Origin of the sequence: Bradyrhizobium sp. WBOS08 (assembly GCF_024585125.1) — a bacterium.
Classification (GTDB): Bacteria; Pseudomonadota; Alphaproteobacteria; order Rhizobiales; family Xanthobacteraceae; genus Bradyrhizobium; species Bradyrhizobium japonicum_B.
Window position 1 is genome coordinate 3,138,537 of record NZ_CP028988.1, and the last position, 24,145, is coordinate 3,162,681.

Genomic DNA, 24,145 nt, shown 5'->3' on the forward strand with positions numbered 1-24,145 from the left:
ATACTGGATCACCCGCCTTCGCGGGTGATGACACCCCATTTGTGGATGATGTGTCGACAAACAAAAAAGCCGGCGCTCATCGCGCCGGCTTTCTGATTGGTGAAGGCAAACCCTCAGTTCAGCTTCTGCCTGACTTCGCTGATGCCCTTGGCCAGCAGATCGTCGGCGACCTGGCCCTTGACCGACTGCGAAAGGATCGTCGAGGCGGCCTGGACGGCGGCTTCGGCGGCTGCGGCGCGGACATCGGCCAGCGCCTGGGCCTCGGCGAGCGCGATCTTGCTCTCCGCGGTCTTGGTCCGGCGTGCCACGAAGTCTTCCATCTTCGCCTTGGCATCGGTCGCGATGCGCTCGGCTTCGCTTCTGGCGTTGGCGATGATCTCGGCGGCTTCGCGTTCGGCCGAGGCGGTGCGCGCCTTGTAGTCGGCAAGCACCTTGGCGGCTTCCTGCTTGAGGCGCTGGGCGTCGTCGAGCTCGGCCTTGATGCGCGCGGCACGATGATCGAGCGCGGTCATCGCCGTCTTGAAGACCCCGAGATAGCCGAACACGACCATCAGGATCACGAAGGCGACGGCGACCCAAAATTCAGGTTCGAAGACCATCTCGACTAACCTTTCAGGGACGCATCGACCGCGGCATTGACCGAGGCTGCGTCGGGAACGACGCCGGTCAGCTGCTGCACGATCTGGCCGGCCGCATCGGCCGCGATGCCGCGGACATTGCTCATGGCGGTGGCGCGGGTCGAGGCGATGGTCTTCTCCGCCCCGGCGAGCTTGGCCGCCAATTGCTGTTCCAGCGCCTTGCGCTCGGCCTCGGCCTGCGCATTGGCCTTGTCGCGGGATTCGTTGCCGATCGCCTGCGCCCGCGCGCGCGCCGCAGCGAGCTCGCTTTCGTAGGCCTTCAGCGCCGCCTCGGACTGATCCTTCAGCTTCTGCGCCTCGGCGAGGTCACCCTCGATCTTGTTCTGACGCGCCTCGATCGCACCGCCGATCCGCGGCAGAGCGAGCTTGGACACGATCACGTAAAGCAGGACGAAGAAGATCGCGAGCGACACCAGCTGTGAAGCGAAGCTGCTGCTCTCGAACGGCGGAAAGCCGCCACCGTGGTGACCACCGTCAGCCTCGGTATGAGCGCCCGCCGGACCTTTTGCGCCGCCATGACTCTCAGCCATGGAGTTCTCCTGTTGCTGTCACACGCGCCGTCCCAGGGACTGGAACGGCGCGAAAAACGTCGTCCTCAGAGCGGAACGAACAGCAGCAACAGCGCGATCAGCAGCGAGAAGATGCCGAGCGCTTCGGTCACGGCGAAGCCGAAGATCAGGTTGCCGAACTGGCCCTGAGCGGCCGACGGGTTGCGGACGGCTGCGGCGAGGTAGTTGCCGAAGATCACGCCCACGCCGACGCCCGCACCGCCCATGCCGATGCACGCGATGCCCGCGCCGATAAGTTTTGCTGCTGCCGGATCCATTTTAGACTCCTTGGAAGAAAGATTGGGTGGTGGGTGGAAATTCCCCGGACCGTTCAGTGTCCCGGATGAATGGCGTCGTTGAGGTAGATGCAGGTCAGGATCGCGAACACGTAGGCCTGCAGGAACGCGACCAGCAGCTCCAGTGACGTCAGCGCGACCGTGAGCGCGAGCGGCAGCACGCCGCCGACCCAGCCCAGCGCCCCGAGCGAGAAGCCGAGCATGGCGACGAAGCCCGCGAAGACCTTCAGCGCGATGTGGCCGGCCAGCATGTTGGCGAAGAGACGGACGCTGTGGGAGACCGGCCGCAGGAAGAACGACAGGATCTCGATGAACATGACCAGCGGCAGGATGTAGATGGGGACGCCGTGGGGAACGAAAATCTTGAAGAACTTCAGGCCGTTCTTGTAGAGGCCGTAGATCAGGACCGTGAAGAACACCAGCAGCGCCAGCGCTGCGGTGACGATCAGGTGGCTCGACACCGTGAAGGTGTAGGGGATGATGCCCACCAGGTTCGAGACGCAGATGAACATGAACAGCGAGAAGATCAGCGGGAAGAACTTCATGCCTTCCGTGCCGGCCGTCGAACGGATGGTCGAGGCGACGAATTCGTAGGAGATCTCGGCGATCGACTGCAGGCGCCCGGGAACCAGCTGGGTGCCGCTGGCGAGCATCAGGATCGAGATGATGGCCACCGCCACCAGCATATAGAGCGACGAATTGGTGAAGGCGATCGTGTGATTGCCGATATGGCCCAGCGTGAAGAGAGGCTCGATGTTGAACTGGTGGATCGGATCGATTTTCATCAGCGCGGCATCTCTTGGTCTGCCGGGCAATGCCGGCGGGTCTCGGTCTGCCGGCCGGGCCGGCCCGTGCCGGCAAGACCGGCACGATCACTCTGCTGGTGCGGATCGGCTAAGATCCACCGCGCCTGTTCTGACCCGCGCCTGCCGTTCTCACCACATTCACCACGCCGGCGACGAAGCCCAGCAACAGGAACACGATAAACCCGAAAGGCGAGGTCGACAGCAAGCGGTCGAAGCCCCAGCCAATCCCCCCTCCGACAGCGACGCCGGCGATCAACTCCGAGGATAGTCGGAAACCAAGCGCCATCGCCGAGGCTCTGGCCGCTCCGTCTCCACCGTCACCTGCGGGTTGCTCGGTCTTGGTCCGGCGGTCGCGAAATTCGGACAACCTGTGATCAAGACTTCCGAGCCGTTCGGAAAGCGCAGCTTCCTCGGACGATCTATCGCGATCTCCATTCCCGCCGTGTCCCGTGCCCTGTGTCATGCAACAAAGACCCGAAACGCCGCGGCTGAATGGAAATTACGCCCGCCACCCTCAAAAGCCGCGCGGACCATACTGATGGCCTATAATCAAGTCAAGCCAAGTCACGATTGCGTCGCTTTCGGTTATGTAGCTGATTTATTTGACAATATTGACGCGAACGGCAGCGCTGCACACAGCGTGACGCCGCACCGCAGCAGCGTGCCGCAGGATCGGCGGCTGCAGCCACGCTTTCGCCGCGCTGCCGGGATCGAAGACGCCGCAGGGATCGTTGATGTCGGTGTGCATTTTGGGCGGCGGATCGCTGTGCCGGGGTGTAGAATTTATCGGATTGCCACCCGTGCGTCGTGGCGGAGAGCGCGATGAGACCAGTGACGTCATCCACAACATCATTCCCAGGATCCTGGCTTGCGGCGGCGGTGTTCGCCGCGGCGATCGCGATCGGCGGGGGTCTGATGGCTGCGCCATCCGCACCCGATGGCGAAAACGGTCGCTACAGCATGACGCCCATCCCCGAGGGCGTGCTGCGGCTCGACACCCGCACCGGCACGGTCTCGACCTGCACCAAGAACGGCGCCGGCTGGGCCTGCTATGCGGTGCCCGACGAACGGACCGCGCTCGACGCCGAGATCGGCAGGCTCCAGGCCGAGGTCGAGAAGCTGAAGGCGCAACTCGCGGCGGGGCCGACGGTGTCGGGCAAGGTCGACGAGGCGCTGCCGAAATCCGACCCGCTGCAGAAAGCCGAGCCTCGCAGCGCGGAGGGCGAGCGCAAGATCGAGATCCCGCTGCCGAGCGACCAGGACGTCGATCGCGTGATGTCGTTTCTGGAAAAGGCCTGGCGGCGGCTGATCGACATGGCCAACCGCGTGCAGAGGGACGTGTCGGGAAAGATTTGAGGAGCCGTTGAAGCCCTCGGCACGTTGAGCTCTCGTAGGGTGGGCAAAGGCGCAAAGCGCCGTGCCCACGAAATCTCTACGACGAAGAAGAAAGACGTGGGCACGCTTCGCTTTGCCCACCCTACGACAGTTTTCCGAGTTGAGAGACCTTTCATGATATCCACCAAATCCGTCACCCACTCGGCGCCATCGTCGGTGCAGGCTACTACAGTCGCGTCGTCGCTGCTGACGGTACAGACATCGGGCCATGGCTTCACCGATCTCACCAGCGAAGCTGCAAGATTCATCGACGAGGTTCGTGCTCGCGACGGTGCCCTGACGCTGTTCATCCGCCATACCTCGGCCTCGCTGACGATCCAGGAGAACGCCGATCCTTCCGTGCTCGTCGACCTCGCCACGGCGCTGTCCCGGCTCGCGCCGGAGAATGCCGGCTGGACCCACGACACCGAAGGACCGGACGACATGCCGGCCCACGTCAAGACGATGTTGACCGGGACCTCGCTTCAGGTCCCGGTTCTGGACGGCAGGCTCGCACTCGGCACCTGGCAAGCCATTTATCTGATCGAGCATCGCAAGCGCCCGCATCGCCGCGAGGTGGTGCTGCAATTCGTCGGCGCGTCGCGGTGACCAAAACAAAACCGGCCGCGGGAAGCCGCGGCCGGTTGGTGCTGGTTGAGATCGGTGCTTTCGATCAGGTGCCCTTGATGTCGACGTCCTTGGTCTCGGGCAGGAACAAGAAGCCGATCACGACGGTAATCGAGGCGAAGATGATCGGGTACCAGAGGCCGGCATAGATGTCGCCGGTCGAGGCCACGATGGCGAAGGCGGTCGCCGGCAACAGGCCGCCGAACCAGCCGTTACCAATGTGGTAGGGCAGCGACATCGAGGTGTAGCGGATGCGGGTCGGGAACAGTTCGACCAGCATCGCCGCGATCGGGCCGTACACCATGGTGACGAACAGCACCAGGATGAAGAGCAGGCCGATGATCGCCGCCACCTGCGGACGGAAGATATCGAACGGATGCGCCATCTTCACGACGCCGGCGTCGCCGGCCTTCGGGTAGCCGGCCGCCTGCACCGCGGCGAGCACCGCCGGGTTGCCGTCCTTGGCGTTGGCGTAGGGCACTTCCTGGCCGTTCACCATCACCTTCACGCCGGAGCCGGCTGCGCCCGGCGTGGTCGAGTACTTGACCGACGACTGCGACAGGTAGGCGCGCGCGGTGTCGCAAGGTGCGGTGAAGACGCGGGTGCCGACCGGGTTGAACAGGTCGCCGCAGCCCTTGGGATCGGCCACCACCTCGACCTTGACCGTCTCGATGGCCTTCTCCAGCGCCGGGTTGGCGTTGGTGGTGATCATCTTGAAGATCGGGAAGAAGGTCAGCGCCGCGATCAGGCAGCCGCCGAGGATGATCGGCTTGCGGCCGATACGATCGGACAGCATGCCGAACACGATGAAGAAGCCGGTGCCCAGCAGCAGCGACCAGGCGATCAGCAGGTTGGCGGTGTAGCCGTCGACCTTCAGGATCGATTGCAGGAAGAACAGCGCGTAGAACTGGCCGGTGTACCAGACCACGCCCTGGCCCATCACGCCGCCGAGCAGCGCCAGCAGCACGAGCTTGCCGTTCTGCCAGTTGCCGAAGGCTTCCGTCAGCGGCGCCTTCGAGCCTTTGCCCTCTTCCTTCATCTGCTGGAAGATCGGCGATTCGTTGAGGCGAAGCCGGATCCAGACCGAGATGCCGAGCAGCAGCACCGAGACCAGGAACGGGATGCGCCAGCCCCAGGCCGCGAAGTCCGCCTCACCCGTGATCGTTCGCGTGAACAGGATCACGATCAGCGACAGGAACAGGCCGAGGGTCGCCGTGGTTTGGATGAAGGACGTGTAGTAGCCGCGTTGGCCGTTCGGCGCATGCTCCGCGACATAGGTCGCCGCACCGCCATATTCACCGCCGAGGGCGAGGCCCTGGGCGAGACGCAGCGTGATCAGGATGATCGGGGCCGCGATACCGATGGTCGCCGCGTTGGGCAGCAGGCCGACGATGAAGGTCGACAGACCCATGATCAGGATGGTGACGAGGAAGGTGTATTTGCGGCCGACGATGTCGCCGATTCGGCCGAACACGATCGCGCCGAACGGACGGACCAGGAAGCCGGCGGCGAACGCAAGCAGCGCGAAGATGTCGCGGGTTGCCGGCGGATAGGCCGAGAAGAACTGCGCGCCGATGATGCTGGCCAGCGAGCCGTAGAGATAAAAATCGTACCATTCGAAAACAGTACCGAGCGAGGAAGCGAGAATGACGAAGCGTTCGTCCTTCGTCATTCCTCCTGCCCTTGTTTGAGATACAGCCATAGTCGACATGTTGAGTCGCTCCCCGAAACGTGTTTCCTCGCGCCCCCGGATGTCCGGACATGCCGGATCGATCCAGGACTTGCCCATAAGGTAACATCGGCGTGAAACCTGCCCCAATACGACTTTCGGCCTTGCGCACTGACGCGCAGCTGATGCGCGGTATCGGGCGCCGGCGCGCGATGTTCGGGGGCTCCGGGATTAACTCCTTTGCAGCAAAGGGATAATGTGCACTTGCATGCCACGGCCGCTCGGGGAAGAATTGCCGCACCCGGGATCGGTTCGCCGGCCTGCGAACGACAGCAAGAGAACGATGAACGCTCCATCGACCCATCTCGTCATCGCCGATGACCACCCCCTGTTCCGCGATGCGCTGCGACAGGCGGTGGCCGGCGTCCTGACCTCGGCCAGAATCGACGAGGCCGGATCGTTCGAGGATCTGACCAAGCTCCTGGAACAGTCCTCGGACGTCGACCTGATCCTGCTCGACCTCTCGATGCCCGGGATCTCCGGCTTTTCCGGCCTGATCTATCTGCGCGCGCAATATCCGGCGATCCCGGTGGTGATCGTCTCTGCCTCCGACGACAGCGCCACGATCCGCCGCTCGCTCGATTTCGGTGCGTCCGGCTTCATTCCGAAGCGCTTCGGCGTCGAGACCCTGCGTGACGCCATCCTCAAGGTGATGGAAGGCGACGTCTGGGTTCCCGCCGATACCGACCTGTCCGCAGCCGGCGATCCCGACATGACGCGCCTGCGCGACCGCCTGGTGACGCTGACGCCGCAGCAGGTCCGGGTCCTCATGATGCTGTCGGAAGGTCTCCTCAACAAGCAGATCGCCTACGAACTCGGCGTCTCCGAGGCCACCATCAAGGCGCATGTCTCGGCCATCCTGCAAAAGCTCGGCGTCGAGAGCCGCACCCAGGCCGTGATCGCGGCCGCCAAGATCGCCGGCGGCCAGTGGAGGCAGGGCACGCCGACGGGCTGATCCCCGCTACAGCCTCTTCAGGAGCGCATCGGCCGCCCTGATGTCCGCCGTCTCGGAGCCTTCGGCAAAGCCGTCGAGGGATGATCGCAGCAATCGCTTCGCTTGCTCGTGCTGGCCGCGCTTGTCGAAGAGCCCGGCGAGATCGATTGCCGCTCGCAGCTCCCAGGCTTTCGCGCCTTTGGCGCGGCTGAGTTCGAGCGATTGCATGAGGCAGGCCTCTGCGTCCTCGATCTGCGGCTCCGGCGTCTCCGCCAGGACCCTGGCCCTCATGCGCAGCAGCTCGGGCATATAGAGGTGATCGCCGCTCCGCGCGACGAGGTGGATCGCATCGTCGATCAGCTCTGCGCTCTGCTCGATCTGCCCGAGCGCCAGCAAGCCCTGCACCAGCGCGATATTGAAGGTCGTGGTGAGCAGCTCGTAGCCGGCATCGTGCAGCTCCCGCAGGCAGGTCCTGATGGTCTCGACGCCACCGGCGGCGTCGCCGCGCCGGATCGCCAGCTCGCCCTTGACGCCCCGGCCGACTGCGAGATAGGGGCCCATCGAGCGCGAATTGGCATGCGCGATGAAGCGGTCGATGTTCTCGTCCGCGCCGTCGAGGTCTCCGCTCCAGAGGTCGATCGAAACCGCCCAGATCAGCGCGATACAGAGCGTGATCGGGTGATCCATCTGCGCGGCCTCGGTGACCGTCTGCTGCGCCAGTTGCCGCGCATCTGCGGGCCGGCCCTGCAACCAGAGCTCGCGGGCCAGCGTGATGCCGGCCCGGTTGCGATGATCGAAGCCGTAGACGGTGCTGATCCGTTCCGTGCCCGGTCCCTCCCAGGCGATCTCCAGCATCTCGAGCGCGCCGCGATGCTCGCCGGCCAGATGTAGCGAGACGCCGAGGAGCGAATGGGCGAGGGCGACCGAGGCGGGGTCGCCCAGCGATCTCGCGACCGCGAGACTCTCTCGCGCGTAACCAAGCGCGGCGTCGAACTCGCCCATCCGCTCGTGAAAGATATGCATGCGGCCGAGCAGCTGGAGCCGATTGATGTCGTCGCCATGCGCTTCGGCGATCGCAAGGCTCTGGCTCAACGCGCCGCGCGCCGCTTCGCTGCCGCCGCGCGTGAACATCAAGGTCAGCCCGAGGGCGGCCTGGATGTGCATTTCTTCGCTGCTGCCGCGCGCGGAGGGCGCCAACGCCAGCAGCGCGCGTTCCGACCAGCGCCGGCATTCGATCAGCAAGGACATCGCCAGGAAGATTGGCGCCGCGGCGGCGGCGAGCGCAATGCCGATGCCGGGATCTCCGTTCGCGCCGAAGCACCAGTCGAGCGCGGCGCGCACATTGTGAAGTGCCGAGAAGTGAGCCGCGCGTTCGTCCGGGCTCGGCACCGTGGCCCATGTCATGCCGGCCTGTTCCAGCCATCGCCGGTAGTAAGTCGCGTGGCGGGCGGCGAGCGCCGCGTCATCAGGTTCGATCTCGAGCAGGTAAGCGCGCGTCGTGTCGAGCAGACGGTAGCGCATCATGGCGCCGATCGGTCGCGGCGCGACCATCGATTTGGCAACCAGACCGTCGATGGCGTCGAACAGACGGGCATGATCGACGCGCTGGTCCGGCACGACCTCGAGCGCTGCGTCGATGGTGAAATGCCCGGCGAAGACCGCAAGCCTGCGCAGCACGAGGCGTTCGAGATCCGACAGCAATCCGTAGCTCCAGTGGAGCGTGGCCTGCAATGTCTTCTGCCGGGGCGGCGCCGTCCGCTGGCCTTGCCAGAGCAGATTGAGGCGCTCGTCCAGCAGCGCGGCCGTCTGCTCCAGGCCGTAGGCTTCGACCCGGCCGGCGGCGAGCTCGATCGCCAGCGCCATGCCGTCGAGCTTGCGGCAGATCCGCGCGATGATCTCGGCATTTGCGTCGTCGAGCGTGATTTGCGCGCCGCCGGCTGTGGCACGTTCGAGGAACAGCTGAAGTGCGGGATAGGTCTGCGCTGCGGCGGCCGTCAGTCCGGAATTGTCGGGCGGAACGGCGAGTGGGGCCAACCGATAGACCTGCTCGCCCTCGACGCGCAGGGCTTCGCGGCTGGTGGCGAGGATATGGACCTGCGGCGCCGCGTGGAAGATCTCCGCAGCCAGCGGTGCGGCCGTGGCGATGACGTGCTCGCAATTGTCGAGGATCAGCAGCATCCGCTTGTCCCTGACATGCGCGAGCAGCGTCGGCAGGGGGTCCTCGGTCTCGGCCGGCAGACCAAGCATCAGCAGGATCGAGGTGATCACGAGATCGGGATCGCTCAGCGCGCCCAGATCGACAAAGTGCGCGGCATCGGAGAACGTTTCGAGCAGATCGTGCGCGATCGCCACGGCGACCGCCGTCTTGCCGACGCCGCCGGGGCCGGCAATCGTGACGAAGCGCGAGGCGACGAGCTTGCCGGAGACCGCGGCGATCGCATCCTCGCGCCCGACCATCCGCTGCAAGCGGTTCGGCAGCTTCACGGGCGGCAATTCCAGCCTCGCTGCGGGGCGCCGTGCCGGCGCGATATTTGTTCGCGAGATCGGCGCCACGAAGCAATAGCCGCGGCCGGAGAGCGTCGTGATGTAGCGGGCGCCATCCTTGCCGTCGCCGAGCGCCTTGCGAAGCGCTGCGACGTGAAAGCGCAGATTGGCCTCCTCGACCGTGAGGCCGGGCCACACCAACGCCATCAGGTCCCATTTGCTGACGACCTGGTTCGGGCGCGACATCAGCGCCATCAGCGTGTCGAAGGCCTTCGCGCCGAGCGGCAACGCGACGCCGTCGCGCATCACGAGCCTTTCATGCGGCGTCACGCAGAATGGCCCGAACGACAATGTTCCGGTCGCGGTTCCGGCCGGCTCGGTCATGGCGAAATCCTGGTCCTTTCGACAGGACCCGATAGCCAGATGAGCGCGATCGGGCAAGGCCGTCCCTGCATCGCCAACAGACCGCGGATGCAGGCCTTGTGACGCCGGCAAGATGCGACCTCACAACTTCTCACAAGTCCAAACGGGTGTGCCGTCGCAGCCACTGCTAGTCGGTGGCGTGACGGCAAGGAGAGCTTCATGACGCAGGCGCAGACACTCTACACGGCCAGGACCCACACCAGCGGCGGGCGGCACGGCGGCATGTCGCGCAGCTCCGACGGCCGGCTTGACGTCAAGCTGTCGCCGCCGGGCGGCGCAGGCATCGGCACCAATCCCGAGCAATTGTTCGCCGCCGGCTGGTCGGCCTGCTTCGAAGGCGCGATGGAGATCGCGGCCCGCAAGCGCAAGATCGAGCTTCCCAGGAAATGCGCTGTCGATGCGGAGATCGATCTCTTGCTCGACGACGGCGCCTATTCGCTCCGGGCACGGCTCAATGTCAGCCTGCCAGGTCTCGACCCTGAGATCGCGCGTGGCATCGTCGATGATGCGCATCAGATCTGTCCCTATTCCAAGGCCGTTCGCGGCAACATCGACGTCACGGTCACGCTGATCTGACGCACCAGCACCCATCACCACAAGGTAACAACATCATGAAGCAGATGATTGACCAACAGCGCCGCAACTTCTTCGGCATCGCCGCGGGAACCATCGCCGTCGGCCTCGGCGCGATCGACCTCGTGCGCGCGGAGACGGAAGCGCCGCGATCATCCGGATCGAAGGCGTCCTTCGGCGCCATCAAGCAGATCGACGCCGGCGTCCTCAATGTCGGGTATGCCGAGGCTGGTCCTTCGAAAGGTCCCGTGGCGATCCTGCTGCATGGCTGGCCCTACGACATTCACGCCTTCGTCGACGTCGCGCCGATCCTGGCAAAGGCGGGCTATCGCGTGATCATCCCTTATCTGCGCGGTTACGGCTCGACGCACTTCCTGTCCGGTGAGACGCCCCGCAACGGCGAGCCCGCTGCAATGGCCTCCGACATCATCGCGTTGATGGACAAGCTCGATATCAAGAAGGCTGTTATCGCCGGCTTCGACTGGGGCGCACGCACCGCCGACATCATCGCCGCGCTGTGGCCGGAGCGTTGCCGCGCGCTGGTGTCGGTCAGCGGCTACCTGATCTCCAGCCAGGCCGCCGGCAACATGCCGTTGCCACCGCAGGCGGAGCTGCAATGGTGGTATCAGTACTATTTCGCCACCGAGCGCGGCCGCGCCGGATACGAGAAGTACACGCACGATTTCGCCAAGCTGATCTGGAAGCTCGCCTCGCCGCAATGGACGTTCGACGACGCCACCTTCGCCCGCAGCGCGGCGGCGCTGGACAACAAGGATCATGTCGCGATCACGATCCATAATTACCGCTGGCGGCTCGGGCTCGCCCAGGGCGAAGCGAGATATGAGCAGCTCGAGAAGAAGCTGGCGGCGGCTCCCGTCATCGATGTGCCGACGATCACGATGGAAGGCGACGCCAATGGCGCGCCGCATCCCGACCCCAGCGCCTATGCCAAGAAGTTTTCAGGCCGATACGAGTTTCGCCTGATCACCGGCGGCATCGGCCACAATCTGCCGCAGGAAGCGCCGCAAGCCTTTGCCAAGGCCGTCATCGACGCCGACGGCGGCGCCTGAGGATGTTGTCTGCCTCCGGTCCAGCCCGGCTGGACCGGAGGATATCCGTCGCTCCGAGCCTGTTGAGAGATCATGACCCCGCCCGAGCTCGAAAAGAAAACCTTCGCATTCTCCACGGTGATCGTTCTTGCCGTGGTTCTCGTCGTCATTCTGCTGACCTGCGTGCCGTATCTCGCCACGATCGTCTCGGCGCAGACGCCGGCTGAAAGCACGGCCGCCAACGCCTCGCCGATCTTCGGCGTCACAATCCCCGCCGGCTACAAGCAGTGGGAGCTGATCGCGCCGGCCGAGGAGGCTGCGCCGCTCGACGAACTGCGCGCTGTCGTCGGCAACCAGACTGCCATCGATGCCTACCAGGCCGCCAAGCTTCCGTTCCCGGACGGGACCGTGTTGGTCAAGCGCGCTTGGAAGCGGAAGCAATCACCTGAATTTGCATCCGCGACGATCCCCGGTGCTGCTACGACGGTCCAGGTGATGGTCAAGGATTCCAAGAAATATGCCTCCACTGGAGGCTGGGGCTTTGGCCGCTTCATCAACGGCAAGCCGGTTGACGAGGCCCAGCACCGCACCTGCTGGGGCTGTCACGAAGCCCGTGCCAAGAGCCACGATTACGTGTTCACGCGGCTCGCGCCTTAAGTCCTTTCGGAGACTGATATGAAGACCTGGTTCATCAGCGGCAGTTCGCGCGGGTTGGGGCGCGCCATCACGGAAGCCGCACTCGTTGCGGGCAACCGGGTCGTGGCCACGGCTCGCAAGCTCGACCCGCTCGAACCGCTGCGCGAACGTTTCGGGGAAAGACTGCGGCTGGCAACGCTTGACGTGACCGACGAAGCGGCAGCGCAAGCGGCGATCGACCTCGCGGTGGAAGCCTTCGGCGGTCTCGACGTCGTCGTGAACAATGCCGGCTATGGCGATCTCGGTTCGGTCGAGGACACCAGCCTCGCCTCGTTCCGGCAGCAGATCGAGGCCAATCTGATCGGCACCATCATCGTCACCAAGGCGGCGATCCCGGTGCTGCGCAAGCAGCGCCGCGGGCACATCATGCAGGTCTCGTCGGTCGGCGGCCGCATCGGCGCGCCGGCCCGCGCGCCCTATTCGGCGGCGAAATGGGGTATCGAAGGCTTTTCGGAATCGCTGGCGCGCGAGATGGCGCTGATCGGCGTGCATGTGACCATCGTCGAGCCCGGCGGCTTCCGGACCGGCTTTGCCCAGACCTCGCATGAGACCGACGAAGGACGTCCGGAGTACGACGCGGTGGTCGGTGCCGCCGTCAGGATGCAGCGCGACTACGATGGCCATCAGCCCGGGGACCCAGCTGAGGCCGCGGCCGTGGTGCTGAAGCTCGCCGATATGGATCACCCGCCTCTGCGCATCGCGCTCGGCAGCGATGCCGTCAACGCCATCGCGGCGGCGGACAGGCTTCGTCTCGAGGAATTGGAGAGGTGGCGCGCGCTCAGCCTATCGACCGACTACTGACCCACGCGTCTCACTCCGCTGCCACCATCTGCTGTGTGCGCCACTGACCCAGCAGGGCACGGAGCGAAGCCGGCTTCACGGGCTTGTTGAGCACCGCGATCTTCTCGTCCCGCGCGGCGACCTGCACGGCGGGGCTGCGGTCGGCGGTGATCAGGATCGCGGGGATGCCGTCGCCGAAACGGCGGCGGATCTCGCGGATCGCGGCGATGCCGTTGCCGCGATCGAGATGATAGTCGACCAAGAGGCCGGTGACGCGGCGGCCGGCGGTTTCGATCGCGGCGATCGCGCCTTCGGGATCGGCGACCGCGATCACCTCGGCGTCCCACGCTTTCAGCAGCGTCCGCATGCCGTCGAGGATCGCCGCGTCGTTCTCGATGCAGACGATCAGCGCGCCCGAGATCGGCGTGTGCGCCAGCGGCGTCGCACTGGTCACGGCGGCGGTGTGGGTGATCGCCTTCGCCGTCGGCACCGTCACGGAGAACACCGAGCCGCCGCTTGCAGTCCCGTCGATGGCGATGCCGTGCTTGAGCACCCGCGCCAGCCGTTCGACGATCGAGAGCCCGAGGCCGAGGCCGCGCGCGATCCGCGCCCCCTGCTCCAGGCGATGAAATTCCTTGAAGATCTCGCCGCGCTTGACCGGCGGGATGCCGACGCCGGTGTCGTAGACGCAGATCCTGAGCGAAGTGCCCTGGCGGCGACAGCCGACCAGCACGCGGCCGCGCGGGGTGTACTTGATCGCGTTCGAGATCAGGTTCTGCAGCAGGCGGCGCAGCAGGAGCCGATCCGATTCGACCGGCAGCGAGCAGGGCACAAAGACGAGCTCGAGGCCCTTGGCCCGCGCGATCGGCGCGAACTCGATCTCCAGCGAGCGCATCAGATCGGCCATCTTGAAGCTCGAGATCGAAGTCGTCATCGCGCCGGCGTCGAGCCGCGAGATGTCCAGCAGCGCGCCGAGGATCTCCTCGATCGCCTGCAGCGATTCGTCGATGTTTTCGACCAGCCGCGTCTCCTCGCCGTTGTGCTGGCGCTCGACCAGGCTGGTGACATAGAGCCGGGCCGCGTTCAGCGGCTGGAGAATGTCGTGGCTGGCGGCGGCGAGGAAGCGGGTCTTGGAGATACTGGCGTCCTCCGCCGCGCTCTTGGCCAAGGCGAGCTCGGAATTCAGCCGCGTCAGTTCCTCGGTGCGGTCGCGCACGCGCTTCTCCAGCGTGGCGTTGGCGCGCTCCAGCGCTTCGGCCGCCTCGAAGCTGGGCGTGACGTCGGTGAAGGTGATGACGAAGCCGCCGCCCGGCATGCGGTTGGTGAGCACCTCGATCACCATGTGGCGTTCCGGCAGGCGTTCGAGATACGGCTCGCTGTCGGTGGTGTAGGCCGCGAGCCGCTGCTCGATCATCGCCTCGCTGTTGGCCTGACGGTCCGGATCGCTCGCGTCCATGAATTCCAGGATCTCGCGCAGCGGCGTGCCGAACTGGACGATGTGCGGGGGGACATTGAGGAGATCGCCGAACTGCCGGTTGGAGCAGATCAGCTGCAGGTCGGCATCGAACACCGCGATGCCCTGGCGCACGTGGTTGAGCGCGGTCTGCAGGATCTCGCGGTTGAAATGCAGCGCCGCGTGCGAATCGTCGAGCAGCTTGAGCGCGGCTTTGGCCGAGACCGTGCGCTTGCGCAGCAGCAGCGACATCACGAGGCGGGAGGAGGCAGCTCCGATCGAGGAGGCGATCAGGTGCTCGGCGTGCTGCAACAGCTCGAAATCGGCGGGAGCTCCCGGCTCGAGCCGCAGATTGCGCCGCGCGGAGAACGCCTCGAAGGAGTGCCGCGCACGGTCGGGTCCGAGATATTGCGCTACCGTGGTCTGGATGTCCTGCACGGTGACCGTGGTGCGCCAGCGGCGGAAGCTGGGGGAGATCGGCGCAAGCGTATCGGGCACGAACAGGTCGGCCTGCAACAGCTCGATGGACGAGGGCCTTCGCGACAGCGACAGCAGCACATATGTCAGAATGTTGAGCGACAGCGACCAGATGACGCCGTGCATCAGGGGTGGCAGGTCGGCGCCGAACAGCGCCTGCGGCCGCAGCGCCTCGATGCCGAACGGGCCGTGCTGGAGCAGCAGGATCCCCGTGGTCGAGGAATCCATGAAGCTCGGCATGAACAGCGTGTAGAGCCACACCGCGAAGCCGACCAGCATGCCGCCGATCGCGCCACGCGCGGTGGCGCGCCGCCACAGCAACCCGCCGAAGAAGCTCGGAGCAAGCTGTGCGATGGCGGCAAAGGAGAGCAGGCCGATGGCGGCGAGCTGGGTGCTGCCGAGCGCGCGATAGTAGAAATAGGCCATCACCATGATGGCGAAGATGGCGAGCCGCCGCGAGCGCAGCAGGAAGTTGCTGAAATCGGCGCCGCCGGTGCGCCCCTCGGGCCGACGCTGCAGCACCAGGGGCACCACGAGGTCGTTCGAGACCATGATGGAGAGCGCGACGCATTCCACGATCACCATCGCGGTGGCCGCGGACAGGCCGCCGACGAACACGACGACGCTGAGGAGATCCGCGCCGGCCTCCATCGGCAACGCCAGCACGTACATGTCGGGTTCGGCCGCGCCGAACGGGAAGGTGACGAGGCCGGCAAGCGCGATCGGGATCACGAACAGATTGATGGCGACGAGGTAGAGCGGGAACAGCCAGCGCGCGCGGCCGACCTCGGCGTCGGAGGAGTTCTCGACCACGCTGACGTGGAACTGGCGCGGCAGCAGCATGATCGCGCAGAGCGACAGCAGCGTCATGGTGAGGAAGTTGCCGATCGAGGGCGAATAGTTGATGGCGCGCACCGCCTCCGGCGTCTTCATGGCGCGCTCGATCAGCTCCTGCGGCGAGAACATCCAGAAGGTGACGAAGATGCCGGCGGCGAGGAAGGCGACCAGCTTGATGATGGATTCGGTCGCGACCGCCAGCATCAGGCCGTGCTGGTGCTCGGTGGCGTCGGTCTGCCGGGTGCCGAACAGCACGGCGAACGCCGCCATCGCCAGCGTCACCATCAGCGCGACGTCGCCGACGAGCGGGATGTGGGAGAAGGCCTGGTCCTCAGTCAGGATCGTCTCCAGCGAGGAGGCGACCGCCTTGAGCTGGAGCGCGATGTAGGGCACCGAGCCGATGATCGCGATTCCGGCGACGGTCGCCGCCACCGCCTGGCTCTTGCCGTAGCGGGCCCCGATGAAGTCGGCGATCGAGGTGATGTTGTGGGCCTTCGCCAGCTGGATCACGCGGCGCAGGACGCCGGCCCCCAACCCGATCATCAGGATCGGGCCGACATAGATGGCGAGGAAGTCGGTCGAGGTGCGGGTGGCGAAGCCGACCGAGCCGAAGAAGGTCCAGGACGTGCAATAGATCGCCAGCGACAGCGGATAGATCAGCCCGGGGGCACGCCCGCGCCCGGCCGGCGAGCGGCGGTCGCCATGGCTCGCCACCAGGAACAGAAAGCCGATATAGCCGAAGGCGGCGGCGATCACGCCCCAATCGTGCAGCATGGCGAGCACGTGTCTCCCTGGGCACCGGCGGCGCCCGCGCTCATTTTCCGTGCAAATCTAGCGCGTTGGATGGGGCGAGGCGACAGCGAAATGCCGGGCAGCGGCCGGAATCGGGGCTGTCGTTAAGGTGGGAATGCGGATGCTGGGACTTACCCTCCCCTGGAGGGGCAGGGTCGATCGCGCGTAGCGCGAGCGGGGTGGGGTGATCTATCCACTCGGGCAGTATTGGATGTGGAGACACCGTCACCCCACCCCGCTCCGCATTGCGCTTCGCTGCATGCGTAGCGACCCACGGGCGAGCTACGCTCGTCCCGGACCCTCCAGGGGAGGGTAAGAAAGACCTATTCCGCCGCCAGCGACTTGGCGCGCAGCGGCAGGCCGAGGCGGTCCCACACCTGCAGCAGAGCTTCGGCGAGCTGATCGATCAGTCCGTCGTCGTGATAGGGCGAGGGCGTGATGCGCAGCCGCTCGCTGCCCTTGGCGACCGTCGGATAGTTGATCGGCTGGATGTAGATGCCGTGCTCCTGGAGCAGGAGATCGGACGCCTGCTTGCACTTCTCGGGATCGCCGACGAACAGCGGCACGATGTGGGTGTCGCTCGACATCACGGGCAGGCCGGCGGCGTTGAGGATCGCCTTGACGCGGGCGGCGCGGTCCTGGTGGCGCTCGCGCTCCCAGTTCGAGGCCTTCAGGTGCTTGATCGCGGCGGTCGCAGCCGAGCAGATCGCCGGTGGCAGCGCGGTGGTGAAGATGAAGCCCGGCGCATAGGAGCGCACGGCATCGATGATCTGGCCGTTGGCGGCGATGTAGCCCCCGAGGCAGCCGAAAGCCTTGGCGAGGGTGCCTTCGAGCACGTCGATGCGGTGCATGACGCCGTCACGCTCGGCGATGCCGCCGCCGCGTGGGCCGTACATGCCGACGGCGTGGACCTCGTCGACATAGGTCATCGCGCCGTACTTCTCGGCGAGATCGCAGATCTTGGCGAGAGGGGCGACGTCGCCGTCCATGGAATAGAGGCTTTCGCAGATGATCAGCTTCGGACGGTTCGGGTCGGCCGCTTTCAGCAGCTCCTCGAGATGCGCCACGTCGTTGTGGCGGAACACGACCCGCTCGCAGCCCGACTGGCGGATGCCCTCGATCATCGAATTGTGGTTGAGCTCGTCCGACAGAATGAGACAGTTCGGAATGAGCTTTGCGATGGTCGGAATGCCGGTCTGGTTCGAGACATAGCCCGAGGTGAACAGCAGCGCGGCTTCCTTGCCGTGGAGATCGGCGAGCTCGGCCTCAAGCTGGACCAGCGGATGATGCGTGCCGGCGATGTTGCGGGTGCCGCCGGCCCCGGTGCCGACGCGGGTCGCAGTCTCGACCATGGCGCCGACCACCTTCGGGTGCTGGCCCATGCCGAGATAATCGTTGGAGCACCAGATCACGACGTCGCGCTTGCCTTTCGGCGAGTGCCAGACCGCGTGCGGGAACCGGCCGGCCGTGCGCTCGAGGTCGGCGAACACGCGGTAGCGCCGCTCGGCGTGGAGACGATCGAGGGCGGAATCGAAGAACTGGTTGTAATCCATCGGCAAAACCTGCAACGGAACCCGGCCAAGGCGGCCACCCATTTTTAGAGCTTTTCCAGCTCCAATGTCTATGCGCCAGCACACATTTGGTGCGCGGCGCGCGGGTATATTGATAGCGTCGTCTCGCAGGCGATAGTTGATGTGGATCAAACGCCTAACGCATCCCGCCGCCGCGGATGGCGGCCCCCGCGAAAGCCGCAGACCGCTGCAGCCGGCTTGGACATTTTGTCCATGGGGCGCCCTGCGTCCATGATGGCCGAGCTGGTCGCGCCGATCTCGTCGTCTTGCTTTCGTCGGGGCGCGGATCGGTGCCCGCCAAGCTCATGCGAAAGGACGCCCGATGAAACGTGTCATGATCCTCAACGGTCCCAACCTCAATATGCTCGGCATCCGCGAGCCGCATATCTATGGCACGACGACGCTCGCGGAGATCAACGCGGCTTGCGAGGCCGCCACCGCCAAGCTCGGCCTCGAGCTGGCCTTCCACCAGTCCAACCATGAAGGCGTCCTCGTCGACCTGATCCAGTCGGCGCGGCAGGATGCCGACGCCATCGTCATCAATCCGGCCGGCTTCTCATTCACCTCGGTGGCCATCATGGACGCGATCAAGACGTTCGAGGGCCCGGTGCTGGAAGTCCACATCTCCAACATCCACGCCCGCGACGAATATCACCGCCACTCCAGGATCTCGTTCGTGGCGACCGGCGTGATCTGCGGCCTGGGCCCGTTCGGCTACATCGCGGCGCTGCACGCGATCGCGAGCATGAAGTGAGTCTGCTCCCTCGCCCCGCTTGCGGGGAGAGGCGAAGAGCTCACGTCGTCCTGAATTGCAGCACGCCGTCCTTCGTCTCCGCGGTCAGCCGGCCCTCGACGATCATGTAATTGACGTGGGCGACCAGCTCGCCGGCGGCAAAACCCATCTGGTGCTCGTCGAGCACATGCTTGTTGAACACCACGGGGACCAGGGCGCGCGAGGTCTGCGGCACCTCGCGGCAGGCCTCCGCGATCAGGCGGCAGCGCTCCTCGTGGTGGTCGGCGAGCTGCTTGATGCGCGTCTTCAATCCGTAGAACGGCACGCCGTGGCCGGGCAGCACCAGCACGTCATAGGGCAGCGTCGTGGTGAGGCTGGCGAGCGAGGCCAGATATTCGCCGAGCGAATTTTGGTCGGGCTCGACCGCCCAGACGCTGACGTTGGGCGAGATCCTGCTCAGCACCTGGTCGGCGGAGAGGAACAGCTTGTCGTCGGCGCAATACAGCATGACCTGGTCGAGCGCATGGCCGCCGCCGGTGATCACCTTGAAGCGGCGCGGGCCGATGACGACGTCGTCGCCATGGGAGATGCGGCGATAGGAGGGCGGCAGCACCGAGACGCGCTTGAGATAATCCTGGCCGCGGCCCAGCAGCTTCTCGGTCAGCGACTCGTCCATGCCGTGGCGGCGGAAGAACAGCCGCTGCGCTTCCTGCCGCTCCGCGGTGCCACGGTTCTGATGATACACCGATTGCAGATACTCGACCTGCGACATCACCAGCGGGCAATTGAACCGCTCGACCACCCAGCCGGCGAGGCCGACATGGTCGGGATGGGAGTGAGTGACGATCAGGCGCGTGACGGTGACGCCCTTCAGCGGCCCGTCGAACAGCTTGGTCCAGGCCTCGATCGTCTCCTCGTTGCCGAAGCCGGTATCGACCATCGCATAGCCGTCGCCGTCGGCGAGCAGGTAGATGTTCACGTGGTTGAGGCGGAACGGCAGCTTCAGCCGGGCCCACAACACGCCGGGCCTGACTTCGACGATCTCGTCGTGGCCGGGATGCTGGTCCCAGGGATAGCGCAGCGCCTCGGCCGAGGACGGCGCGGTGTCGGTTTTCGCGGTCATGCTACCCGCTTAAACCCGGCGCGCGCGGGGCGCTAGCCGAAAAAGGACGGGGAGGGGTTTCCGCATGGCGGTCATACCGGCAGTTTTCCGTAGCCCGGATGGCTCCATCCGGGCTACGAAGCGGCGTCCTACGCCGCCCGCATGTTGTTGAGGAACGCGTCGATCTCTCCGCGCAGCAGGTCGGCCTCGCGCCGCAGCGCATCGGAGGCGCCCAGCACTTCGTTCGCCGCGGCGCCGGCCTCGGCGGAGGCGGTGGAGACGCCGACGATGTTGCTGGAGACCTCGCTGGTGCCGCCGGCCGCATGCTGGATGTTGCGCGCGATCTCGCGGGTGGCAGCGCCCTGCTCCTCGACCGCGGCCGCGATCGTCGTGGTCACGTTGTCGATCTCGCCGATGATCCGGCCGATGCCCTGGATGGCGCCGACCGCCGAGGTCGTGATGTCCTGCATGCTGGCGATCTGGGTGCGGATCTCCTCCGTCGCCTTGGCGGTCTGGCTCGCGAGGCTCTTGACCTCGGAGGCGACCACGGCGAAGCCGCGGCCGGCCTCGCCGGCACGCGCCGCCTCGATGGTGGCGTTGAGCGCCAGCAGATTGGTCTGCGAGGCGATGGTCTGGATCAGATCGACCACGACGCTGATGCGGCTCGCGCTGTCGGCGAGGCTCTGCACCGTGGCGTCGGTCGCGCCGGCCTCGTCGACGGCCTTCTTCGCGATCGCGGCCGAGGTCACGACCTGCTTGCTGATTTCCTCGATCGAGGACGACAGCTGCTCGGTGCCCGACGACACGGTCTGCACGTTGACGGAGGTCTCCTCGGCGGCGGAAGCGACCGCGTTGACCAGCGCGTTGGACTGGTCGGCGGTGGTCGACATGCTCTGCGCGGTCGACTGCATCGAATTGGCCGATTGCGCCAGGTTGTCGAGCGCGGTGCGCACCGTGTTCTCGAATTCGGCGATCTTCGCCTCCATGCGCGCGGCCCGCTCGGCCTTGGCGATGCGGTCCTTGTCCTGCTCGGCAGCGAGCGCCCGGGCCTCGATCATGCTGTCGCGGAACACGGTCAGCGTGTCGTTCATCGCGCCGATCTCGTCCTTGTGCTTGGCGCGCGCGATCTCGGTGTCGAGATCGCCGGCCGAGAGCAGCTGCATGGCGCGCTGCAGGCCGGTGATCCGGCGCAGGATGTTGCGGCCGACATAGAGCCAGACGAACAGCGCCGAGCCGACCAGCATCGAGGCTCCGAGCGCCAGCATTACGGAGGTCGCGAGCGAGGTCTCCTGCTGCGCCTGGGAGGTCGAGGCGTCGGTCTCCTTCTGCACGCCGTCGACGAGCTGCTGCACGCTGATGCCGAGGCCGACATTGAGCTTGCGGGTTTCGTCCAGGATGGTCTGGCCGTAGTCGATGGAGTCGAGTTCCTTCTCGCGCAGATTGAACACGCCGGTCTTGCCGGTGCCGAGCGCGAGCAGCTTCTCCGCCGTCTCGCGCAGCATCTTGTTGCCCTGGTTGTCCGGCAGCAGATCGAGGTTGGATCGCAGGCGGCCCTGCGCCGTCTTGAATTCCTTCTGGATGTCGTCGAGCTTGTCGCTACTGTTGGCCGACAGCGCTGCGCTCATGTCGGCGGCCGCGAGGTTGCCGCTGGCGACGACGTTGCCGAGCTGGCCGACGGTCTGCGCGGCGTCGGAAGCATCTGCGGCGGACAGGTCGGCCGAGCCGAGAATGGCGTTGACCCGGGTCTGCGCGTCGAGCATCGCCGGGCTGGCCGCGCCGACGAAGGCGCCCTGCGCGCTGCGCAGCGCGTCATATTGCTTGTCGTGAAGAGCGGCGATGTCCAGCCGCTCGCGGGCGGCCTTGGCCAGGCTCTGCGCCGCCTCGTTGATGCTCTTCATCGTCTCGCTGAGTCCGGAGACGACCGATTTGTCGCCGCCGAGCTGAATGATCTCGGTGAGCTTCTGCTGCGTCTGCTCCTGCAATTCCTTGAGCTTCTTGGTGCGCTCGTTGAGGGCTTCCTCGCTTTGCGCCGCGAGCAGGGCCGGTCCCTGCGCCGCAAGGCTCGCGCTCAGCGCCGACAATTGCAGGCTGGCGGTCAGGCGCGGAATGTCCCGTCCGCTCAGCTCGGTCATGCGTCCGCCGAGATTCTGCAGCGCCAGCCCGGCGCCGGCTGCGATCACGAGGCCCATGCCTGCGATCACCGCGAATGCCGCAAACAGGCTGCCGCGCACGCCCCATGTTGGCATCTTGAATCGCGGCTTGAATCGACCAAGCAAAGGGCCAAGGCCCAGACGGATCGCCATCGAAAATTCCCCCAGCGTTCTTGCTTCTCTTTGTGGCCGGCAGTATCGGCACGGCCGGGTTAAAAAAATCGCAATATCCGCAAACGGTTGCGTCTGTTCCGTAAGGCGAAAAAAAGAAGGGCCGGCGACAGCGCCGGCCCTTCGTCCTGGTAAAGTTGCGGTAACGATCAGTAGCGCGCGACCGCCGGGCCTGCCCAGTTGAAGCGGTAGTTGACGCCCGCCTTGATGGTGTGGTCGTCGGTGGTGAAGCTGCCGGTGCCGACGAGTGGACCCGCGGTGAAGCTCGCGTCGCCGAAATTGTAGTACTGGTACTCGGCCTTGGCCGACCAGTTCGGGGCGAACATGTATTCGAGGCCGGCACCGACGGTGTAGCCGTTGCGGTGGTCGCCCGTGATGACGAAGGCGGCCGGCGCGCCGCCGACGGTCACCCTCTCGTTGTTGTCCGAATAGGCGTAGCCGCCCTTCACGTAGACGAGGCCGGGACCCCAGGTGTAGCCGATGCGGCCGGTGATCGAGCCGAGACCGCGCTGGTCGTTGGTGTAGGCGATGCCGCCCGGAAACACGGCGCCGACGCTGCCGGAGAGCCAGGAATACTGGCCCTCGACGCCGACCACGACGTTCGGGTGGAACTGCCAGTCCGCACCGACCTGCACGCCGCCGAGGAAACGGCCATTGCCGTTGTTGCCGGTGGAGAGGCCGCTGAAATTGTTGTCGCTGGAGAACGCGCCGCCGACATGCCCACCGATATAGAAACCGGTCCAGTTGTAGATCGGCGCGGCATAGGCCGGCGCGGGCGACTTGTAATAGTTGCGGTTGCCGAGATCGGCGCCGACGGCCGGCGCAGCCGCGCCCATCGCGAGCAGCGCAACGGTCGCAAACAGAATCTTCTTCATCGTCTTGAACTCCAGCACTCAATGTCCCCGGCAGGCGCGCTGTCCGCGCCGGCGTTGGTTCTGCAGATAGCTCGCTTTTGATGAAAATGCTGTCACATGCATGGCACAGCGGCACCCAACCCAACCTATTGGGCTGCAAATGATCTTCGTGCTTAATGCGGGCTTAAGAAATGCTGAAGGAAGGTTTAACGTCGCAGCGTCTCGGTAACCTCCAGGCGCACTTCGTTAACCGAGCCGCCGGCGCGCCTCGTCCCGCATCTGCTGGCGGAACGCCGCGCGCTTTGCAGGTCGGTCCTCCTCGCGCACGTCGTGGCGATCGAAGATGTCGAACTTCTCCAGGATCGGATAGCGCTCGCTCGCCATCGCGAGCACGCGCAGCACCTTGGTCGCCGAGGGCGTCGGGCCGCTCACCTCCCAGCGCCGGATGGTGTCGGCGCCGCCCTTCTCCGGCAATCCGCAGAGCTTTGCCATGTCGAGCGCGGTGAGCTTTCGCTCGAGGGCGTCGGAGAGGTCGGCGCGGAGTTGCTTCAGTTCAGGGCCGGTCATGTCGCCTCAATCCGCGAAGTCGCGTGAGGCCAATGCACTAACGCTGATTCGGGTCCATCCGAAGGCGGAGCGTCCGCGCCCGGCACCTTCCCCTGCGCACGGAGTTATGAACGGGGCGGCCCTGGACATCGTCCGCTGAATGGACACATGGCGACCGGGGCGCCAGCTTCGGAGAGATCAGCCATGATGGGCTTCAAATTCGTCATTGCCGCCGTCATCGGGGCCGGACTTTTGCTCGCGCCGGTCGCGGCCGAGGCGAAGAAGCAGCGCGCGAGCAGGCCTTACAGTGCCGGCGTGGTGGCCCCGAACTATGGCGGCGGCGCGTCGCCGGCCGCGCAGCCGAAAGCGTACGGCTCGTCCGGAGCGTCGGTCGGCACCGTCACGGCGCCGTCGATCGGATCCTACAATTGGCCGTCGGTCGGCGTCACCAATTCCGTTCCGACCTGGAGCAACACCACCCGATGAAGCGGTGCCGGTCAGC

General features: G+C 65.7%; 23 protein-coding genes. 10 read left to right on the forward strand and 13 right to left on the reverse strand.

The features are described 5' to 3' along the window. Positions 1 to 113 precede the first annotated feature (113 nt). The 5 genes from DCM80_RS14945 to DCM80_RS14965 form a co-directional block, all read right to left on the reverse strand. Positions 114 to 599 (reverse strand): ATP F0F1 synthase subunit B, encoded by a 486-nt coding sequence (locus tag DCM80_RS14945; protein WP_028134056.1) that lies wholly within the window; start codon positions 597 to 599, stop codon positions 114 to 116. A gap of 5 nt (positions 600 to 604) precedes the next feature. Beyond that, a complete protein-coding gene (locus DCM80_RS14950) occupies positions 605 to 1,168 on the reverse strand; it encodes a F0F1 ATP synthase subunit B (protein WP_257197684.1) in 564 nt (187 codons plus the stop codon). Positions 1,169 to 1,233: 65 nt separating this feature from the next. After that, complete coding sequence (locus tag DCM80_RS14955) at positions 1,234 to 1,464, reverse strand: F0F1 ATP synthase subunit C (RefSeq protein WP_007599451.1); 231 nt, start codon at positions 1,462 to 1,464, stop codon at positions 1,234 to 1,236. A 53-nt stretch (positions 1,465 to 1,517) separates the two neighbouring features. Then, complete coding sequence (locus tag DCM80_RS14960) at positions 1,518 to 2,267, reverse strand: F0F1 ATP synthase subunit A (RefSeq protein WP_257179472.1); 750 nt, start codon at positions 2,265 to 2,267, stop codon at positions 1,518 to 1,520. A gap of 109 nt (positions 2,268 to 2,376) precedes the next feature. Beyond that, a complete protein-coding gene (locus DCM80_RS14965) occupies positions 2,377 to 2,751 on the reverse strand; it encodes an AtpZ/AtpI family protein (protein WP_257197685.1) in 375 nt (124 codons plus the stop codon). On the opposite strand from DCM80_RS14965, the gene DCM80_RS14970 reads away from it, so the two are divergent. The 3 genes from DCM80_RS14970 to DCM80_RS14980 all read left to right on the forward strand — a co-directional run bounded on the left by DCM80_RS14970 (position 2,659) and on the right by DCM80_RS14980 (position 4,271). Then, complete coding sequence (locus DCM80_RS14970; RefSeq protein ID WP_257198132.1) at positions 2,659 to 3,114, forward strand: hypothetical protein; 456 nt, start codon at positions 2,659 to 2,661, stop codon at positions 3,112 to 3,114. The genes DCM80_RS14965 and DCM80_RS14970 overlap by 93 nt on opposite strands. Then, the gene (locus DCM80_RS14975) at positions 3,111 to 3,644 is read left to right on the forward strand and encodes a hypothetical protein (protein WP_257197687.1); all 534 of its coding nucleotides are present in this window, start codon (positions 3,111 to 3,113) and stop codon (positions 3,642 to 3,644) included. The genes DCM80_RS14970 and DCM80_RS14975 overlap by 4 nt, the downstream gene beginning before the upstream one ends. A 153-nt stretch (positions 3,645 to 3,797) precedes the next feature. Further along, on the forward strand, positions 3,798 to 4,271 hold the full coding sequence (locus tag DCM80_RS14980) for a secondary thiamine-phosphate synthase enzyme YjbQ (RefSeq protein WP_257197688.1): 474 nt from the start codon (positions 3,798 to 3,800) through the stop codon (positions 4,269 to 4,271). Positions 4,272 to 4,335: 64 nt separating this feature from the next. Here the strand turns inward: DCM80_RS14980 and DCM80_RS14985 are convergent, their stop codons facing one another. Then, a complete protein-coding gene (locus tag DCM80_RS14985) occupies positions 4,336 to 5,961 on the reverse strand; it encodes an MFS transporter (RefSeq protein WP_257197689.1) in 1,626 nt (541 codons plus the stop codon). Positions 5,962 to 6,301: 340 nt separating this feature from the next. Here DCM80_RS14985 and DCM80_RS14990 point away from each other — a divergent pair, with 340 nt between their 5' ends. After that, entirely contained in the window at positions 6,302 to 6,973 is a 672-nt protein-coding gene (locus tag DCM80_RS14990) for a response regulator transcription factor (protein WP_126261089.1), read from the forward strand. A gap of 6 nt (positions 6,974 to 6,979) precedes the next feature. On the opposite strand, the gene DCM80_RS14995 is transcribed toward DCM80_RS14990, so the two are convergent. Next, positions 6,980 to 9,820, reverse strand: coding sequence for a winged helix-turn-helix domain-containing protein (locus tag DCM80_RS14995; RefSeq protein WP_257197690.1), 2,841 nt, complete (start codon positions 9,818 to 9,820; stop codon positions 6,980 to 6,982). A gap of 198 nt (positions 9,821 to 10,018) precedes the next feature. On the opposite strand from DCM80_RS14995, the gene DCM80_RS15000 reads away from it, so the two are divergent. From DCM80_RS15000 to DCM80_RS15015, 4 genes are all read left to right on the forward strand, one after another. Continuing rightward, positions 10,019 to 10,435 (forward strand): organic hydroperoxide resistance protein, encoded by a 417-nt coding sequence (locus tag DCM80_RS15000; RefSeq protein WP_257197691.1) that lies wholly within the window; start codon positions 10,019 to 10,021, stop codon positions 10,433 to 10,435. 35 nt (positions 10,436 to 10,470) lie between these two features. Then, positions 10,471 to 11,502 (forward strand): alpha/beta fold hydrolase, encoded by a 1,032-nt coding sequence (locus DCM80_RS15005; RefSeq protein ID WP_257197693.1) that lies wholly within the window; start codon positions 10,471 to 10,473, stop codon positions 11,500 to 11,502. Positions 11,503 to 11,574: 72 nt separating this feature from the next. Continuing rightward, positions 11,575 to 12,138, forward strand: a complete 564-nt coding sequence (locus DCM80_RS15010; protein WP_257197694.1) for a cytochrome P460 family protein — start codon at positions 11,575 to 11,577, stop codon at positions 12,136 to 12,138. 18 nt (positions 12,139 to 12,156) lie between these two features. Continuing rightward, positions 12,157 to 12,978 (forward strand): SDR family NAD(P)-dependent oxidoreductase, encoded by an 822-nt coding sequence (locus DCM80_RS15015; protein ID WP_257197695.1) that lies wholly within the window; start codon positions 12,157 to 12,159, stop codon positions 12,976 to 12,978. Between the two features lie 10 nt (positions 12,979 to 12,988). Here DCM80_RS15015 and DCM80_RS15020 read toward each other — a convergent pair whose 3' ends face one another. Both DCM80_RS15020 and hemA read right to left on the reverse strand, forming a co-directional pair. Further along, entirely contained in the window at positions 12,989 to 16,498 is a 3,510-nt protein-coding gene (locus DCM80_RS15020; RefSeq protein ID WP_257197948.1) for a PAS domain-containing hybrid sensor histidine kinase/response regulator, read from the reverse strand. A gap of 341 nt (positions 16,499 to 16,839) precedes the next feature. Continuing rightward, on the reverse strand, positions 16,840 to 18,069 hold the full coding sequence (gene hemA, locus DCM80_RS15025; protein WP_257197697.1) for a 5-aminolevulinate synthase: 1,230 nt from the start codon (positions 18,067 to 18,069) through the stop codon (positions 16,840 to 16,842). A 340-nt stretch (positions 18,070 to 18,409) separates the two neighbouring features. On the opposite strand from hemA, the gene aroQ reads away from it, so the two are divergent. After that, positions 18,410 to 18,841, forward strand: coding sequence for a type II 3-dehydroquinate dehydratase (gene aroQ / locus DCM80_RS15030; protein WP_257197698.1), 432 nt, complete (start codon positions 18,410 to 18,412; stop codon positions 18,839 to 18,841). Positions 18,842 to 18,881: 40 nt separating this feature from the next. Here the strand turns inward: aroQ and DCM80_RS15035 are convergent, their stop codons facing one another. The 4 genes from DCM80_RS15035 to DCM80_RS15050 form a co-directional block, all read right to left on the reverse strand. Beyond that, a complete protein-coding gene (locus DCM80_RS15035; RefSeq protein WP_257197699.1) occupies positions 18,882 to 19,943 on the reverse strand; it encodes an MBL fold metallo-hydrolase in 1,062 nt (353 codons plus the stop codon). A 128-nt stretch (positions 19,944 to 20,071) separates the two neighbouring features. Then, positions 20,072 to 22,225, reverse strand: coding sequence for a methyl-accepting chemotaxis protein (locus DCM80_RS15040; protein WP_257197700.1), 2,154 nt, complete (start codon positions 22,223 to 22,225; stop codon positions 20,072 to 20,074). A gap of 167 nt (positions 22,226 to 22,392) precedes the next feature. After that, entirely contained in the window at positions 22,393 to 23,118 is a 726-nt protein-coding gene (locus DCM80_RS15045) for an outer membrane protein (protein ID WP_257197702.1), read from the reverse strand. A 225-nt stretch (positions 23,119 to 23,343) separates the two neighbouring features. Then, positions 23,344 to 23,664, reverse strand: a complete 321-nt coding sequence (locus tag DCM80_RS15050) for a hypothetical protein (RefSeq protein WP_028134074.1) — start codon at positions 23,662 to 23,664, stop codon at positions 23,344 to 23,346. A 183-nt stretch (positions 23,665 to 23,847) separates the two neighbouring features. Between DCM80_RS15050 and DCM80_RS15055 the strand changes: the two genes are divergently transcribed. Beyond that, positions 23,848 to 24,129, forward strand: a complete 282-nt coding sequence (locus DCM80_RS15055) for a hypothetical protein (protein WP_257197704.1) — start codon at positions 23,848 to 23,850, stop codon at positions 24,127 to 24,129. Positions 24,130 to 24,145: the final 16 nt, after the last annotated feature.